Below are 16,034 nucleotides of genomic sequence, written 5' to 3' on the forward strand. Positions count from 1 at the left end.
GGGGGCGAGAGAACCCCCGCCGCCACACTCAGCCGCGCTTCTTGTCCACCAACCCCGCCCGCCGCAACGCGTCAGCCATCGCGCTGTTCGACGGCGCCGCGGCCGCACCCCCCTGCCGGGCCCCGCCCCCACGCCCCTGCTGCCGAGGCGGCTGCCCCCCACGGGCACCCCGCTGCTGCCGAGGAGCCCCACCGGACGATCCGGCCGCCCCCTTCGGCGCCGCCTCGTCGTCCAGCCGCAACGTCAACGAGATCCGCTTGCGCGGAATGTCGACGTCGAGCACCTTCACCTTCACGATGTCCCCGGGCTTCACCACATCCCGCGGATCCTTCACGAACGTCCGGGAGAGCGCGGAGACATGCGCGAGACCGTCCTGGTGGACACCGACGTCGATGAACGCCCCGAAGGCCGCCACGTTCGTCACGACCCCCTCCAGCACCATCCCGGACACCAGGTCGGAGATCTTCTCCACGCCCTCCTTGAAGGTGGCGGTCTTGAAGGCCGGCCGGGGGTCACGCCCCGGCTTCTCCAGTTCCTTCAGAATGTCCGACACGGTCGGCAGACCGAAGGTCTCGTCCACGAAGTCGTTCGGCTTCAGCGACCGCAGCACGCCCGTGTTGCCGATGAGCGCCGCCACCTCCTGCCCGGAGGTCTTCACCATCCGGCGTACGACGGGGTACGCCTCCGGGTGGACGCTGGACGCGTCCAGCGGGTCGTCGCCGCCCCGGATCCGCAGGAACCCCGCGCACTGCTCGTACGCCTTGGGGCCGAGCCGTGGCACACCCTTCAGCTGGGAACGCGAGGTGAAGGGGCCGTTGGCGTCGCGGTGGGCCACGATGTTCTCGGCCAGGCCGGAGGAGATGCCCGACACGCGTGCGAGGAGCGGCGCGGAGGCCGTGTTCACGTCCACGCCCACGCCGTTCACACAGTCCTCCACCACCGCGTCCAGCGAACGCGACAGCTTCACCTCGGACAGGTCGTGCTGGTACTGCCCGACACCGATGGACTTCGGATCGATCTTCACCAGCTCGGCCAGGGGGTCCTGGAGGCGGCGCGCGATGGACACGGCGCCGCGCAGCGAGACGTCCATGCCCGGCAGCTCCTGGGAGGCGAAGGCCGACGCCGAGTACACGGACGCGCCCGCCTCGGACACCATCACCTTGGTGAGCTTCAACTCCGGGTGCTTGGTGATCAGTTCACCGGCGAGCTTGTCGGTCTCGCGGGAGGCCGTGCCGTTGCCGATCGCGATCAGGTCGACCGCGTGCTCCTTGGCGAGCCGCGCCAGCTTGGCGATGGCCTCGTCCCACTTGTTGGCCGGGACATGGGGGTAGATCACGTCGGTCGCCACGACCTTGCCGGTGGCGTCCACCACGGCGACCTTCACACCCGTACGGAAACCGGGGTCGAGGCCGAGCGTCGCGCGGGTGCCGGCGGGAGCGGCGAGGAGCAGGTCGCGCAGGTTCGCCGCGAACACGTTCACCGCCTCGTCCTCGGCGGCCGTCCGCAGGCGCAGCCGCAGATCGATGCCGAGGTGGACGAGGATCCGGGTCCGCCAGGCCCAACGGACGGTGTCCGTCAGCCACTTGTCGCCGGGGCGCCCGCGGTCGGCGATCTGGAAGCGACGGGCGACGATCCCCTCGTACGAGGAGGGACCAGGCTGCTCGGAGGGCTCCTCCGGCTCCAGGACGAGATCGAGGACGTCCTCCTTCTCGCCGCGCAGCATCGCCAGGATGCGGTGGGAAGGCAGATCGGTGAACGGCTCCGCGAAGTCGAAGTAGTCGGCGAACTTGGCGCCCGCCTCCTCCTTGCCGTCCTTCACCTTGGCGGCCAGCCGCCCCCGCACCCACATGCGCTCGCGCAGCTCGCCGATCAGGTCGGCGTCCTCGGAGAACCGCTCGGTGAGGATCGCCCGCGCGCCGTCCAGCGCGGCCTGCGGATCGGCGACGCCCCGCTCGGCGTCCACGAAGGCCGCGGCGGCCGCCAGCGGCTCGACGGTCGGGTCGCCGAGCAGTCCCTCGGCCAGTGGTTCGAGCCCCGCCTCACGGGCGATCTGCGCCTTCGTGCGCCGCTTGGGCTTGAAGGGGAGGTAGATGTCCTCCAGCCGCGCCTTGGTCTCCGCGGCCCGGATCTGCGTCTCGACCTCGGGCGTCAGCTTGCCCTGCTCGCGCACCGAGTCGAGGATCGCCGTCCGCCGCTCCTCCAGCTCCCGCAGATAGCGCAGCCGCTCCTCCAGCGTGCGCAGCTGCGTGTCGTCGAGCATCTCGGTCGCTTCCTTGCGGTAGCGGGCGATGAAGGGCACGGTCGAACCGCCGTCGAGCAGCTCCACCGCGGCTCTGACCTGCCGCTCCCGTACGCCGAGTTCCTCGGCGATCCTGCCTTCGATGGACCGTACTTCGATGGACCCGGGTGTCGTCACGTTCCCGTACCGCCTTCTCCGCTGGGGTTGCGCGGCAATTGTGGCAGGTGGCGACGACAGTGGGGGCTCAGGGCGTGAGACTCGTCGGGCCGGCCGGGGACGGACCCGACCGGACCTGGCCGGACCCGACCGGACCGGGACGGACGGGGAGCCGGACGCGTCGCCCGCGTCCGGCTCCGGAGTCCACGGTCCGGCCGTCCTCAGGTCCGGCCGTCCTCAGGTCCGGCCGTCCTCAGGTCCGGCCGTCCTCAGGCCCGGCGGGCCCGCCCGCCGCCGCGCGTCGAATTCGACGCGCCGCCGAAGAGGCGGGCGACGGCCCGGAACGGCAGGGTGACCACCGTCGCGATGGCCCCACCGATCTGCCGCAACACGTCTGCGATGGCACGGAACACGTACTTCCCCTTTCGTCTCCCGGCTGGCTGGGCCAGGAAAGATCGGGTACCGCGCCCCGCGTCGTTCATGCCTGGCGCGGGCGGATCAGCCCTTGCCGATCATCCCCGCCGGGAACGCCCCCGCGGCGAGCATGGGCGTCACCAGCGCGGTCATCAGCTCGGTGAGCCGCTCCACCCCGGGCGCGCCCAGATGCTCGTAGGGCGCGCTGTCGAGGCGGTCCGTGGCGTCCTCGATCTCCCGGCGCAGGGCCACGCCCGCCTCCGTCAGCGCGCCCTCGCCGTCCACCAGTCCGCGCTCGCGGAGCCGGGCGCTCGCGGCGTCCCACTCGTCCCGGGTCCAGCCGCGCGTGCCGACGGCCCACTTCGGGGACATGCCCTTGCCGGTGGCGGTGTGGCTGACCAGCGCCTCCACCGGGTCCAGACCGGCGTCGAGGAGGACGGCGAGATGTCCGTCGCCGCGGTGCTCGCGCAGCAGGGTGGCCGCGTGCCAGAGCGCGAGGTGGGGGCGTTCGGGTAGGGGGAGATCGGCGTGCGCCGCGTACAGGGGGCGTGCGGTCCTCGTGCACGCCTCCGTGGCGCGCAGAGCCAGCCGGGCCGCCTCGGCGACCTCCTCGGAGGCGGCCGACTCCTCGCCCAGCAGTCGCCGCAGCGTGGCGTCGACCGCACGCTCTCGGGCCGCCAGCACCACCGCGGGCGGGGCGATCTCCCACACGGCGGGCACGTGCTCCGCCACCCGCTCGTGGCGGAAGTTGAAGAACGTCGCGGTCACCACGCCCGCGCCGACCCCGCCCATGGCCGCGGCCCGCACCGCGAAGTACGCCGCCCGTGGGTCCTTCACCCCCACGGCGGTCAGCTCCCGGCCGAGATCCGGCGAGAAGTAGTGCGCTGAGTGGAACGGGTTGAGGAGGCCATGGCAGCGCCGTCCGGCGCGCTCCGGCAGGGAAGAGGTCATGGCGGCATGTTACCGACCGGTTGGTAGGTGGGAGGGGGCCGGTCACGCCCCGGTCTCCTCCCCATGGCAGGAAAGGTGGGGAACTCGTCATTGCGGCCATGGCCCGCCCCGCCGAAGAATCGATGACATGCGAACTGTCCTGGTCGTCCTCTTCGACGGTGTGCAGAGCCTCGACGTCACCGGCCCGCTGGAGGTCTTCGCCGGGGCGGAACTGCACACACCGGGGACGTACCGCATCGCCACGGCCTCCCTGGACGGCGCGGCCGTGCGTACGTCCAGCGGCCTCACCCTCGTCCCGGACCACTCCCTCGCCACGGCGCCCGACCCGCACACGCTGCTCGTGCCGGGAGGCCAGGGGACCCGCAGCCCCGCCCCCGAGGTCGTCGCCTGGCTGCGCGAGCACGGCCCGCGCGCGGAGCGCCTGGTCTCGGTCTGCACCGGCGCGATCCTGCTCGCCGAGGCGGGCCTCCTGGACGGCCGCCGGGCCACCACCCACTGGGCGTACTGCGACACATTGGCCCGCCACCACCCGGCGATCGAGGTCGACCCCGAACCCATCTTCGTCCGCGACGGACGCATCGCCACCTCAGCCGGTGTCACCTCCGGCATCGACCTGGCCCTCGCGCTCGTCGAGGAGGACATCGGCCGCGAGGCCGCCCTCACCATCGCCCGCCACCTCGTCGTCTTCCTCCGCAGACCGGGCAACCAGGCCCAGTTCAGCGCCCAGCTGGCCGCCCAGACGGCCCGGCGGGAGCCGCTCCGCGAGGTCCAGCAGTGGATCACCGAGCATCCCGGAGCCGACCTGGGCGTGGAACACCTGGCCGCCCGCGCCCGGCTCTCCCCCCGCCACTTCGCCCGCGCCTTCCGGGCCGAGACGGGCATGACCCCGGGCCGGTACGTCGACCGCGTCCGCCTCGAACACGCCCGTCGCCTTCTGGAGGACACTACCGACGGTGTCGAGGAGATCTCCCGCACCTGCGGCTACGGCACCTCCGAGGCCATGCGCCGCGCCTTCGTGAAGGCCCTCGGTACCTCCCCGGCGGAGTACCGCCGGCGCTTCCGCCCGGCCTGCGCCCCCACCCACTGAAAGGAACCCCCATGCAGATCGCCGTCGTCCTCTTCGACCGCTTCACCGCCCTCGACGCGGTGGGCCCCTACGAGACCCTCGGCCGACTCCCCGACGCCGAACTCGTCTTCGTCGCCGAGGAGACCGGTCCGGTCCGCTCCGACACCGGAGCCCTGGCGCTCACCGCCGACAGGACGCTCGCCGAGGTCCCGCACCCGGACATCGTCGTGGTGCCGGGCGGCCCCGGCCAGTTCGCCCAGATGGAGAACGAGACCCTCTTCGCCTGGCTGCGCACGGCCGACCGCACCAGCGCCTGGACGACCTCCGTGTGCACCGGCTCGCTGCTGCTGGCCGGTGCCGGGCTCCTCGAAGGCCGCCGGGCCACCTCGCACTGGCTGGCCCTGGACTTCCTCGCACAGTACGGCGCCGAGCTCACGGGGGAGCGGGTCGTGATCGACGGCAAGTACGTCACCGCGGCCGGGGTCTCCTCCGGCATCGACATGGGCCTGACCCTGGTGGGCCGGATCGCGGGCGACGAGCACGCCCGGGCCGTCCAGCTGATGACCGAGTACGACCCGCAGCCGCCCTACGACGCGGGCGCCCCGCACAAGGCTCCGGCCCACCTGGTGGAGGAGTTCCGCACCAACAGCCGTTTCGCCCTGATGTGACCCGCGCGGCCGCCCCTCACGCCGTCCAGGTGAACCGGGGCCGCCGCCGTTCCAGGAACGCGGCGACGCCCTCCGCGGTGTCGGCGCTGCCGCGGGCCTGCTCGGCCCAGTGGGCGTCGCGGTCGGTGCGGCCGTTCGCGAACTCCTTGGCCGCCGCCTGGGTCAGCCGGGAGCGCGAGACCAGCACCCGGGTGAACTCCGCCACCCGCCCGGCGAGTTCGCCCACGCCCAGGACCTCGTCCACGAGTCCCGTGCGCAGCGCGCGCTCCGCGTCGATCAACTCGCCCGAGAACAAGAGGTACTTGGCGGTGCCCGGCCCGACCAGCGACACCAGCCGCCGGGTGGAGGAGGCCGGGTAGACGAGCCCCAGCTTCGCGGGAGTGATCCCGAACAGCGCGCCCTCCTCGGCGAACCGCAGATCGCAGGCCGCCGCCAGCTGCGCGCCGCCGCCCACGCAGTGCCCCCGGATCGCCGCGAGGACCGGCAGGGGGAAGTCGGCGAGCGCCTGCTCGGCGCGGCCCGCCAGCTCCTGGGCCTCGCCCGGGGACTCCCGCAGCGTGGAGATGTCGGCGCCCGCGCAGAACGTCCCGCCCTCCCCGGTGAGCACCAGAGCCCGCACCCCGGGGTCGGCGGCGAGCCGGTCGAGCAGCGGCGGCAGCGCCCGCCACATCCCGGCCGTCATGGCGTTGCGCTTGGCCGGGTGGTGGACGACGACGGTCGCGACCCCGTCGGCGACCGTGTCCAGCAGCTGAGGCTCCATGGACCGGATGCTAGTGCGGTGGCCCGGCCCGGCCGGTCACCGGCTCCGGCGTCAAACCCGTACAACCCGAATAGTTCCGGAAGGGACAAGCGCCGAACAAAATCGGTCGCATGTCTGACGAGATCGCTCGCGGACGGTCGGGAAGTCGTCGATACGCGCTGACTTCTGTTCAGTCCGTCGTGCCCGGCGTCGCGTTACCAACACTCGACATGTGGTGACAATCGAGCGCAAGGGTGGCGACCGGACAATGGACGACCAAGGGCGCGGGAGCGACCCACGCCCTGACGGCGGCGGACACGGCTCCGACGACCCGAGGCCGCCGGAGCCACTGCCCTACGAAGGGGTCTGGCGGTTCACCGCTGCCGCCGTCGACGCCTCGGTGCCGCAGGCGCGGCGCGCCGTCCGGGACCTGCTCGCCCGTCAGGGCGTACCGATCTCGGACGACCTCGTCCAAGGACTTCTGCTGATCGTCTCCGAGCTGGTGACGAACGCCGTGAAACACGCGGCGCTCCTGTCCCCCACGCTGGCCGTCGAGGTCGCCGTCGGAGCGGAATGGGTGCGGGTGTCCGTGGAGGACAACCACCCCTACCGCCCGACCGCCCTGGAGACCGACCACGGCCGGCTCGGCGGCCGCGGTCTCCTCCTGGTGCGCGAGATCACCCTCGAGGCGGGCGGCGTCTGCGACGTCGAGCACACCGCGAGCGGCGGCAAGGTGATCTGGGCCGCCCTGCCGCTCAGACCCGCACACCTGATCCAGGGGTGAGTGCCCGCCGGCCGATGGATCGGGTCCACCGGACCGGGGCCGTCACCAGCCCGCGGACGGGCCCGTCAGCTCCCTGACGGCCGGCCGGGCCGCGTCCAGCACCGTCATGAACCAGGCCGAGAAGGTGTCCTTGGCGTGCCGCTCCGCCAGCTCGTCCGGGGTCACGAACGCGGTGGCCCCGACCTCCTCTGGGTCCGGCCGGAGCGGGGCCTGCAGCAGCCCGACGAAGAGATGGTTGAACTCCTGCTCCACCAGGCCCGAGTCCGGGTCCGGGTGGTTGTAGCGGACCGTGCCCGCCTCGCCGAGCAGCGCCGGGGAGACCCCCAGCTCCTCGTGCGTCCGCCGGGCGGCCGCCGCGAAGGGGGACTCGCCCGGGTAGGGGTGCCCGCAGCAGGTGTTCGACCAGACGCCGGGGGAGTGGTACTTGCCGAGGGCCCGCTGCTGGAGCAGCAGCCGCCCGCGCTCGTCGAAGAGGAACACGGAGAACGCCCGGTGCAGCTGACCGGGCGGTTGATGAGCGGCCAGCTTCTCCGCGGTGCCGATCGTGGTGCCGTCCTCGTCGACCAGCTCCAGCAGGATCGCTTCCGTGGTCCCGTACTGCGAACTCTGCACCGCGGTGGCAGGTGTGATCGGCATGCCCATCCTTCGCCTCGTTCTTCGAGCCTCAAGTCTGCCGCACGAAACCGTCGCTCCCGGCACTTCGCGCGAACCCGCATGTCCCTACCCGCCCGTCCCGCCCCGCAGACACACGCGGCCCGCGCGTCAGACCCCGAAGGCGGCCGGATACCTGATGACGCCGGGTGTCACCGGCGCGGAACCGTCCAGCACCAGGGCCATCATCGCCGCGTCCGGCACGTCGAAACCCGGCCGGATGCCGTACTCGGACGCCCGTACGAAGCCGAAGCGCGGGTAGTACTCCGGATGCCCCAGGACGAGGACCAGCCCCTCCTGACGCGTGCGTGCCGCCTCCAGCACCGCGCGTACGACGGCCGCGCCCGCGCCCCGCCGCTGCACCTCGGGCAGCACCGCGACCGGGGCCAGCGCCAGCGCGGGGGCCTCGTCCACATGACAGCGCGTGATCAGCGCGTACGCCGCGAGCGTGCCGTCCGGCGCCTCGGCGACGTACGACAGCTCCGGCAGCCACGCCCCGGGGTCCTCGCGGAGCGCGTCGACGAGCCCGGCCTCCGCGTCGGTCCCGAAGGCGGCGGCGTTGACGGCGTACACCCCCTCCCGGTCGGCGGACGTCTCCTGCCGTGTCGTCCAGTGGGTCGTCCCGGTGGTCAGTGACACAGCTTCGCCTCGTGTTCCGCGTGGCCGCCCGGCTCCAGCTGGAAGGTGCAGTGCTCGACGTCGAAGTGGTCGCCGATGCAGCCCTGGAGCTCGTGCAGCATCTTCTCGTGGCCGATGGAGTCCAGCGTGTCGGAGCCGACCACCACATGGGCGGAGAGCACCGGCATACCGGACGTGATCGTCCAGGCGTGCAGGTCGTGGACGTCCTCCACGCCGGGCAGTGCCAGGATGTGGGCCCGCACCTCGGCCATGTCGACGTTCTTCGGCGCCGCCTCCAGCAGGACGTCGAGGGTCTCGCGCAGCAGCTTCACCGTTCGCGGGACGATCATCAGACCGATGACCAGCGAGGCGATGGGGTCGGCGGCCTGCCAGCCGGTGAGCAGGACGACCGTCGCGGAGATGATCACCGCCACCGAGCCGAGCGCGTCCGCGGCCACCTCGAGGAAGGCGCCCCGTACGTTCAGGCTCTCCTTCTGGCCGCGCATCAGCAGGGTCAGCGAGATCATGTTCGCCACCAGGCCGACCGCGCCGAACACGACGGTCAGGCCGCCCTCGGTGCCGACCGGCGTGATGAAGCGCTGGACCGCCTCGTACAGCACGTAACCGCCGACACCCAGCAGCAGGAGACAGTTCGCGAGCGCCGCGAGGATCTCGGCGCGGGCGTAGCCGAAGGTGCGGTTGCCGCTCGGCGGCCGGTTGGCGAAGTGGATCGCGAGGAGCGCCATTCCCAGGCCGACCGCGTCCGTGGCCATGTGGGCCGCGTCCGCGATGAGCGCGAGCGAATCGGCGAGCACGCCGCCGACGATCTCGACCGCCATGACGGTGAGCGTGATCGACAGCGCGATGCGCAGCCGTCCGCGGTACGCCGCTGCCGCCGTACCGGTGGTCGGCGCGTGGTGCGCGTGCCCGTGATCGTGCCCAGCCCCCATGGGGTGCCCGCCTCTCGAATGCGTCCGTGTGTTCGGCTCCGGATCACAGTGAACTACGGGTGGGGGGTATCCGGCAACGCGGCACTGAACACCGTTGTCATGTGCTCTGACCTGCGGAAACGATGCGCAGGTCAGAGCGTTGCCATGATCGGGGCGGGGCTTCGCCGGTCAGAGGCCGCGGTGCAGCCGCCAGCCCGCCCAGGCGGACTCGACCATCTCGCGCACGTCCCGCCGGGCCGTCCAGCCGAGCTCTCGTGCGGCCCGCGCGGCCGAGGCGACCGCGCGCGGCGCGTCGCCGGGGCGGCGCGCCTCGACGAGCGCGGGACGCCGGTCGCCGGTCACCTCGCCCACGAGATCGATGAGTTCGCGGACCGAAACGCCCTCGCCGCGGCCGATGTTGACGGTCAGGTCGCCCGCGGCGCCCCCGGACAGACGCCGGGCCGCCGCGAGGTGCGCGTCGGCGAGATCGGCCACGTGGATGTAGTCCCTGACGCAGGTGCCGTCCGGGGTCGGGTAGTCGTCGCCGAAGATCCGCGGGGCCTCGTCACGGGTGAGGCGGTCGAAGACCATCGGGATGACGTTGAAGACGCCCGTGTCGGCCAGGGCCGCCTCGGCGGCCCCCGCCACGTTGAAGTAGCGCAGGCACACGGTCGCCATGCCGTGGGCCCGGCCCGCGGCCCGGACCAGCCACTCACCGGCGAGCTTGGTCTCGCCGTACGGGCTCATCGGGGCGCACGGGGTGTCCTCGGTGATGAGGTCCACGTCCGGGTTGCCGTAGACGGCGGCGGAGGAGGAGAAGACGAAGCGCTCGACCCCGGCTCCGGCGGCCGCCTCCAGGAGGCCGGCGAGACCGCCGACGTTCTCCTGGTAGTAGCGGGTGGGCTGGGCGACGGACTCGCCGACCTGCTTGCGGGCGGCGAGGTGGACCACGCCGGTCACGGCGTGCTCGGCCAGCACGCGCTTGAGCAGGTCGCCGTCGAGGGCGGAGCCGTGGACCAGGGGGATGTGCCCGGGAAGGCGGCCGCGGACCCCCGCGGAGAGGTCGTCCAGTGCGACGACCTGTTCGCCGGCCTCGGTCATGACCTTCGCCACGTGTGCGCCGATGTAGCCCGCCCCGCCTGTGATCAGCCATGTCATGGGGTCACCTTATGCGGGGCCGTGCCGGGGCCCGTGGTGTGTCCGTTCGCCGGGGAGGGTGTGCGGGATTGGCGGGCACGGCGCCCGCCATGGCCTGCCGCACGGTCTGCCGTGCGGCGTGGAAGAGGCGTGGATCGAGGTCTCCGGAAGGACGGGCGCCCACCCCTTCGCCCCCTATGAACCGATATCCGCACCGGAGTTTGTGGCGCACCCCCCACATCCCCGATGATGATCGCGGCGGAGACCCGACGGCCTGAGCAGGCGCGATCGATCGGGCCGTGAACGGGCGGTGAACGCCTGCTTCTCTTCATCCGATAACCTCTGCCGACACGCTGCCGGCCCCCAGGGCCTGGGCGCCTTCCACCACGTACATGTCCGGCGCGGTCGCGTCGGCACCCAGGGAGTGAGTTCCTCTGTCGACCGCCATCCTCACCGGTCAGCCGGTGCCCGGATCGTCGCTGGAGGGCGATCTGCGGTCGCTCGGCTTCGACGTACGGGTCGCCTCCGACGCCGGTGACGCCGCGAGGCTCCTGGCGACGGTGCCCGCGGACCAGCGGGTCGCGATCGTCGACGCCCGGTTCGTCGGCCATGCGCACGCCCTGCGCCTGGGACTCACCGACCCCCGCTTCGACGTCGCCGCCCTCCCCGGCGCCGTGACCGTGCGGCCCGCCGCCCGTCAGGCGCTGACCCGGGTGCTGGCCCGCGAGAGCTCCACCGCGAGCGGCGGCACCACCGTCGCCGTCGACAGCGTCGCCGACCGGATCGTCACCGGCCTCGACGCGGACGGCGTCAGCCCGTACCGCCCCGAGCTGGGCACCCTGGTCGCCGTCGTCCCCGACGGTCCGCAGGCCCGTGACGAGGCCCGGCGGGCCGTCGACGCCGTCGACGACGAGGCCGTACGCCTGCGCACGGCGGTGAAGTCCCGCGACGGGTTCTTCACCACCTACTGCATCAGCCCCTACTCCCGCTACCTCGCCCGCTGGTGCGCCCGCCGGGGCCTGACCCCGAACCAGGTCACCACCGCCTCGCTGATCACCGCCCTGATCGCGGCCGGCTGCGCGGCCACCGGCACCCGTGGCGGCTATGTCGCGGCCGGCCTGCTGCTGATCCTCTCCTTCGTCCTCGACTGCACCGACGGCCAGCTGGCCCGCTACTCCCTGCAGTACTCCACGCTGGGCGCCTGGCTCGACGCGACCTTCGACCGCGCCAAGGAGTACGCCTACTACGCGGGCCTCGCCCTCGGCGCCGCCCGCGGCGGCGACGACGTCTGGGCCCTCGCCCTCGCCGCGATGGTCCTGCAGACCTGCCGGCATGTCGTCGACTTCTCCTTCAACGAGGCGAACCACGACGCCACCGCCAACACCAGCCCCACCGCCGCCCTCTCCGACCGGCTCGACAGCGTCGGCTGGACGGTCTGGATCCGCCGCATGATCGTCCTGCCGATCGGCGAGCGCTGGGCGATGATCGCCGTCCTCACGGCCCTCACCACTCCGCGCATCACCTTCTACGCGCTGCTCATCGGCTGCGCGTTCGCCGCCGCCTACACCACGGCGGGCCGCGTGCTGCGCTCGCTGACCCGCAGGGCCGAGCGGACGGACCGTGCCGCGCAGGCACTGGCGGACCTGGCCGACAGCGGGCCGCTCGCCCAGGCGCTGGTCTCCCTCCTGCCGGGCCCGCCGCGGAAGACGGCGGTGCTCAGCGCGGCTCTCGGAGCCGTGGCCGTGGTGACCGCGGCCTGGGTCTGGGGCCCTGCCTGGCAGGTCGTCCCCGTGGCCGGCCTGTACGTCCTGCTGTCGGCGGAAGCCGTCGGGCACCCCCTCAAGGGCCCCCTCGACTGGCTGATCCCCCCGCTCTTCCGCGCCGCCGAGTACGGCACCGTCCTGATCCTCGCGGCCGGGACCGAGGTGAACGGCGCCCTTCCCGCGGCTTTCGGGCTCGTGGGGGCCGTCGCCTACCATCACTACGACACGGTGTACCGCATCCGCGGCGACGCCGGCGCGCCGCCTCGGTGGCTGGTGCGGGCGATCGGCGGTCACGACGGCAGGACACTGCTGGTCACCGTTCTCGCCGCGCTGCTCGCGCCCACAGAGTTCAAGGTCGCGCTCACGGCTCTCGCCGTGGCCGTGGCGCTGCTGGTGCTCATCGAGAGCATCCGCTTCTGGGTGACCGCCCATAAGACAGGCGCACCCGCCGTACACGATGAAGGAGAACCCGCATGATCGGCCTCGTGCTGGCGGCCGGCGCCGGACGGCGTCTTCGCCCCTACACCGACACCCTTCCCAAGGCTCTGGTGCCGGTCGGCCCCGAGGGCGCCGAGGACAGCCTGACCGTTCTCGACCTCACCCTCGGCAACTTCGCCGAGATCGGCCTGACCGAGGTCGCGATCATCGTCGGGTACCGCAAGGAAGCCGTCTACGAGCGCCGCGAGGCGCTGGAGCAGAAGTACGGCGTCAAGATCACCCTGATCGACAACGACAAGGCCGAGGAGTGGAACAACGCCTACTCCCTGTGGTGCGGCCGTGACGCCATCAAGCACTCGGTGATCCTCGCCAACGGCGACACCGTGCACCCGGTCTCCGTGGAGAAGACCCTGCTCGCCGCCCGCGGCGACGGCAAGAAGATCATCCTCGCCCTCGACACGGTGAAGTCCCTCGCCGACGAGGAGATGAAGGTCGTCGTCGGCCCCGAGGGCGGCATGACCAAGATCACCAAGCTGATGGACCCCGCCGAGGCGACCGGTGAGTACATCGGCGTCACCCTCATCGAGGGCGAGGCCGCCGACGAGCTGGCCGACGCCCTGAAGACGGTCTTCGAGACGGACCCGCAGCAGTTCTACGAGCACGGCTACCAGGAGCTCGTGAACCGCGGCTTCCGCATCGACGTGGCGCCCATCGGTGACGTCAAGTGGGTCGAGATCGACAACCACGACGACCTCGCCAAGGGACGTGAGATCGCGTGCCAGTACTGACGAGGCTCATCCCCTCGCCGGTCGTCGTGGACATCCGTCCCGGCGCGCTCGATGACCTGGCGACGATCCTGTCGGACCAGCGCATCGCGCCGTCGGGCCGGCTGGCCTTCGCGATCAGCGCCGGCTCCGGCGCGGCGCTGCGCGAGCGGTTCGCCCCCGCGTTTCCGGAGGCGGACTGGTTCTCCGACGCCGACGGCACCATCGACGGAGCGGTACGGCTCGCCGACTCGATCAAGAAGGGCGGTCACTACGACGCCGTGGTCGGGCTCGGCGGCGGCAAGGTCATCGACTGCGCCAAGTACGCGGCCGCCCGGGTGGGCCTGCCGCTGGTCGCCGTCGCCACCAACCTCGCCAACGACGGCCTGTGCTCACCGGTCGCCACCCTCGACAACGACGCGGGTCGCGGCTCCTACGGTGTGCCGAACCCGATCGGCATCGTCATCGACCTCGACGTCATCCGTGAGGCCCCGGTGCGCTTCGTGCGGGCCGGTATCGGCGATGTGATCTGCAAGATCTCCGCGGTGGCCGACTGGGAGCTGTCCAGCCGGGAGACCGGCGAGAAGGTCGACGGACTGGCCGCCGCCATGGCCCGGCAGGCCGCCGAGGCCGTGCTGCGCCACCCCGGCGGGGTCGGTGACGACGCCTTCCTGACCACGCTCTCCGAGTCGCTCGTGCTGTGCGGGATCTCCATGTCGGTGGCCGGTGACAGCCGTCCCGCCTCGGGCGCCTGCCACGAGATCAGTCACGCCTTCGACCTCAGCTTCCCCAAGCGCAACGCCCTGCACGGCGAACAGTGCGGTCTGGGCGGCGCGTTCGCCACGTTCCTGCGGGGCAACCACGAGGTCGCGGGACAGATGGTCGAGGTCCTGCGCCACCACGGCCTGCCGGTCCTCCCGGACGAGATCGGCTTCACCGTGGACGAGTTCGTCCAGGTCGTGGAGTTCGCCCCGCAGACCCGGCCGGGCCGCTACACCATCCTGGAACACCTCGAACTGAGCAACGACCAGATCAAGGACGCCTACGCCGACTATGCCAAAGCCATCAGTAGCTGAACTCCGGCCGGTCGTTCACCCTCCGGGGGTGAAGGACCGGCGGAGCGGTGAGCACTGGGCCGGCCGGCTCTACATGCGCGAGATCTCGCTGCGGATAGACCGGCACCTGGTCAACACCCGGGTCACGCCCAACCAGCTGACCTACCTGATGACCGTCTTCGGCGTCCTCGCCGCCCCGGCCCTGCTGGTGCCGGGCGTCCCGGGCGCCGTCCTCGGTGTGCTGATGGTCCAGCTGTACCTGCTGTTCGACTGCGTCGACGGCGAGCTCGCCCGCTGGCGCAAGCAGTACTCGATGACCGGCGTCTACGTCGACCGGGTCGGCGCCTACCTGTGCGACGCGGCCGTGCTGGTCGGCTTCGGTCTGCGCGCGGCCGACCTGTGGGGCACCGGCCGGATCGACTGGCTGTGGGCCTTCCTCGGCACGCTCGCCGCTCTCGGCGCCATCCTGATCAAGGCCGAGACGGACCTCGTCGGGGTCGCCCGCCATCAGCAGGGCAAGCCGCCGGTCCAGGAGTCGGCCGCCGAGCCGCGCTCCTCCGGCATGGCGCTGGCCCGCAAGGCCGCCGCCGCCCTGAAGTTCCACCGGCTCATCCTCGGTGTCGAGGCCTCCCTGCTGATCCTGGTCTTCGCGGTCCTGGACCAGATGCGGGGCGACCTCTTCTTCTCCCGGCTCGGCGTCGCCGTACTCGCCGGCATCGCGCTGCTGCAGACCCTGCTGCACCTGGTGTCCATCCTGGCCTCCAGCAGGCTGAAGTGAGCGGGTCCACGAAGGTCGGCGCGGTGATCATCACCATGGGCAACCGCCCCGACGAACTCCGCGCCCTCCTCGACTCGGTCGCCAAGCAGGAGGGCGACCGGGTGGAGGTGGTCGTCGTCGGCAACGGCTCGCCCGTCCCGGACGTCCCCGAGGGCGTGCGGACGGTCGAGCTGCCCGAGAACCTCGGCATACCCGGCGGCCGCAACACAGGCATCGAGGCGTTCGGACCCAGCGGCCGGGACGTCGACGTCCTGCTCTTCCTCGACGACGACGGCCTGCTCGCGCGCCACGACACCGCCGAACTCTGCCGCCGGGCCTTCGAGGAGGACCCGAGGCTCGGCATCGTCAGCTTCCGGATCGCCGACCCCGACACGGGGGAGACCCAGCGGCGCCATGTGCCCCGGCTGCGGGCCGCCGACCCGATGCGCTCCTCCCGGGTCACCACCTTCCTCGGCGGCGCCAACGCCGTACGCACCCAGGTCTTCGCCGAAGTCGGCGGGCTCCCGGACGAGTTCTTCTACGCCCACGAGGAGACCGACCTGGCCTGGCGGGCCCTCGACGCGGGCTGGATGATCGACTACCGGTCCGACATGGTGCTGTACCACCCGACGACCGCCCCCTCCCGGCACGCGGTCTACCACCGCATGGTCGCGCGCAACCGCGTCTGGCTCGCGCGCCGCAACCTCCCGGCCACGCTCGTCCCGGTCTACCTGGGCGTCTGGCTGCTGCTGACCCTGCTGCGCAAGCCCTCCGGGCCGGCGCTGAGGGCCTGGTTCGGCGGTTTCAAGGAGGGCTGGACGAGCGCCTGCGGCCCCCGCCGGCCCATGAAGTGGCGTACGGTGTGGCGGCTGACCCGACTGGGCCGACCGCCCGTCATCTGACAA

Annotated in this window: 16 protein-coding genes; 8 read left to right on the plus strand and 8 right to left on the minus strand. The window is 72.2% G+C overall.

Annotated features, from left to right (window positions below; genetic code table 11):
- Nucleotides 1–28: 28 nt before the first annotated feature.
- The 3 genes from ACZ6BB_RS04370 to ACZ6BB_RS04380 form a co-directional block, all read right to left on the minus strand.
- The gene (locus ACZ6BB_RS04370) at nt 29–2,416 is read right to left on the minus strand and encodes a Tex family protein (protein WP_471613798.1); all 2,388 of its coding nucleotides are present in this window, start codon (nt 2,414–2,416) and stop codon (nt 29–31) included.
- Nucleotides 2,417–2,664: 248 nt separating this feature from the next.
- Nucleotides 2,665–2,808: an LPFR motif small protein gene (locus tag ACZ6BB_RS04375; RefSeq protein WP_471613799.1), complete on the minus strand. Its 144-nt coding sequence runs from the start codon at nt 2,806–2,808 to the stop codon at nt 2,665–2,667.
- Between the two features lie 85 nt (nt 2,809–2,893).
- A complete protein-coding gene (locus ACZ6BB_RS04380) occupies nt 2,894–3,760 on the minus strand; it encodes an SCO6745 family protein (protein WP_471613800.1) in 867 nt (288 codons plus the stop codon).
- A gap of 127 nt (nt 3,761–3,887) precedes the next feature.
- Here ACZ6BB_RS04380 and ACZ6BB_RS04385 point away from each other — a divergent pair, with 127 nt between their 5' ends.
- A complete protein-coding gene (locus ACZ6BB_RS04385) occupies nt 3,888–4,847 on the plus strand; it encodes a GlxA family transcriptional regulator (protein ID WP_471613801.1) in 960 nt (319 codons plus the stop codon).
- An 11-nt stretch (nt 4,848–4,858) separates the two neighbouring features.
- Nucleotides 4,859–5,494: a DJ-1/PfpI family protein gene (locus tag ACZ6BB_RS04390; protein ID WP_471613802.1), complete on the plus strand. Its 636-nt coding sequence runs from the start codon at nt 4,859–4,861 to the stop codon at nt 5,492–5,494.
- A gap of 16 nt (nt 5,495–5,510) precedes the next feature.
- Here ACZ6BB_RS04390 and ACZ6BB_RS04395 read toward each other — a convergent pair whose 3' ends face one another.
- A complete protein-coding gene (locus tag ACZ6BB_RS04395; protein WP_471613803.1) occupies nt 5,511–6,254 on the minus strand; it encodes an enoyl-CoA hydratase/isomerase family protein in 744 nt (247 codons plus the stop codon).
- Nucleotides 6,255–6,501: 247 nt separating this feature from the next.
- Between ACZ6BB_RS04395 and ACZ6BB_RS04400 the strand changes: the two genes are divergently transcribed.
- Entirely contained in the window at nt 6,502–7,017 is a 516-nt protein-coding gene (locus ACZ6BB_RS04400; RefSeq protein ID WP_059080109.1) for an ATP-binding protein, read from the plus strand.
- A 42-nt stretch (nt 7,018–7,059) separates the two neighbouring features.
- Here ACZ6BB_RS04400 and idi read toward each other — a convergent pair whose 3' ends face one another.
- The 4 genes from idi to galE all read right to left on the minus strand — a co-directional run bounded on the left by idi (nt 7,060) and on the right by galE (nt 10,373).
- Nucleotides 7,060–7,653 (minus strand): isopentenyl-diphosphate Delta-isomerase, encoded by a 594-nt coding sequence (gene idi, locus ACZ6BB_RS04405; RefSeq protein ID WP_471613804.1) that lies wholly within the window; start codon nt 7,651–7,653, stop codon nt 7,060–7,062.
- A gap of 126 nt (nt 7,654–7,779) precedes the next feature.
- Nucleotides 7,780–8,307 (minus strand): GNAT family N-acetyltransferase, encoded by a 528-nt coding sequence (locus tag ACZ6BB_RS04410; protein ID WP_471613805.1) that lies wholly within the window; start codon nt 8,305–8,307, stop codon nt 7,780–7,782.
- Entirely contained in the window at nt 8,298–9,236 is a 939-nt protein-coding gene (locus ACZ6BB_RS04415) for a cation diffusion facilitator family transporter (RefSeq protein ID WP_471613806.1), read from the minus strand. The genes ACZ6BB_RS04410 and ACZ6BB_RS04415 overlap by 10 nt, the downstream gene beginning before the upstream one ends.
- Nucleotides 9,237–9,404: 168 nt before the next feature.
- A complete protein-coding gene (gene galE, locus ACZ6BB_RS04420; RefSeq protein ID WP_471613807.1) occupies nt 9,405–10,373 on the minus strand; it encodes a UDP-glucose 4-epimerase GalE in 969 nt (322 codons plus the stop codon).
- Nucleotides 10,374–10,786: 413 nt separating this feature from the next.
- On the opposite strand from galE, the gene ACZ6BB_RS04425 reads away from it, so the two are divergent.
- Genes ACZ6BB_RS04425 through ACZ6BB_RS04445 form a run of 5 tightly spaced genes read left to right on the plus strand, consistent with a single transcriptional unit; the run spans nt 10,787 to nt 16,031 of the window.
- Nucleotides 10,787–12,592 (plus strand): DUF5941 domain-containing protein, encoded by a 1,806-nt coding sequence (locus ACZ6BB_RS04425; protein ID WP_471614119.1) that lies wholly within the window; start codon nt 10,787–10,789, stop codon nt 12,590–12,592.
- The gene (locus tag ACZ6BB_RS04430) at nt 12,589–13,341 is read left to right on the plus strand and encodes a phosphocholine cytidylyltransferase family protein (protein WP_012999194.1); all 753 of its coding nucleotides are present in this window, start codon (nt 12,589–12,591) and stop codon (nt 13,339–13,341) included. Before ACZ6BB_RS04425 ends, ACZ6BB_RS04430 begins: the two co-directional genes overlap by 4 nt.
- Nucleotides 13,329–14,393: an iron-containing alcohol dehydrogenase family protein gene (locus ACZ6BB_RS04435; RefSeq protein WP_471613808.1), complete on the plus strand. Its 1,065-nt coding sequence runs from the start codon at nt 13,329–13,331 to the stop codon at nt 14,391–14,393. Before ACZ6BB_RS04430 ends, ACZ6BB_RS04435 begins: the two co-directional genes overlap by 13 nt.
- A gap of 28 nt (nt 14,394–14,421) precedes the next feature.
- Nucleotides 14,422–15,150, plus strand: a complete 729-nt coding sequence (locus tag ACZ6BB_RS04440; RefSeq protein ID WP_471613809.1) for a CDP-alcohol phosphatidyltransferase family protein — start codon at nt 14,422–14,424, stop codon at nt 15,148–15,150.
- Nucleotides 15,147–16,031, plus strand: coding sequence for a glycosyltransferase family 2 protein (locus ACZ6BB_RS04445; protein WP_471613810.1), 885 nt, complete (start codon nt 15,147–15,149; stop codon nt 16,029–16,031). Before ACZ6BB_RS04440 ends, ACZ6BB_RS04445 begins: the two co-directional genes overlap by 4 nt.
- The last annotated feature ends 3 nt before the right edge of the window (nt 16,032–16,034 follow it).

This window comes from Streptomyces sp. NPDC041108, from assembly GCF_055592645.1.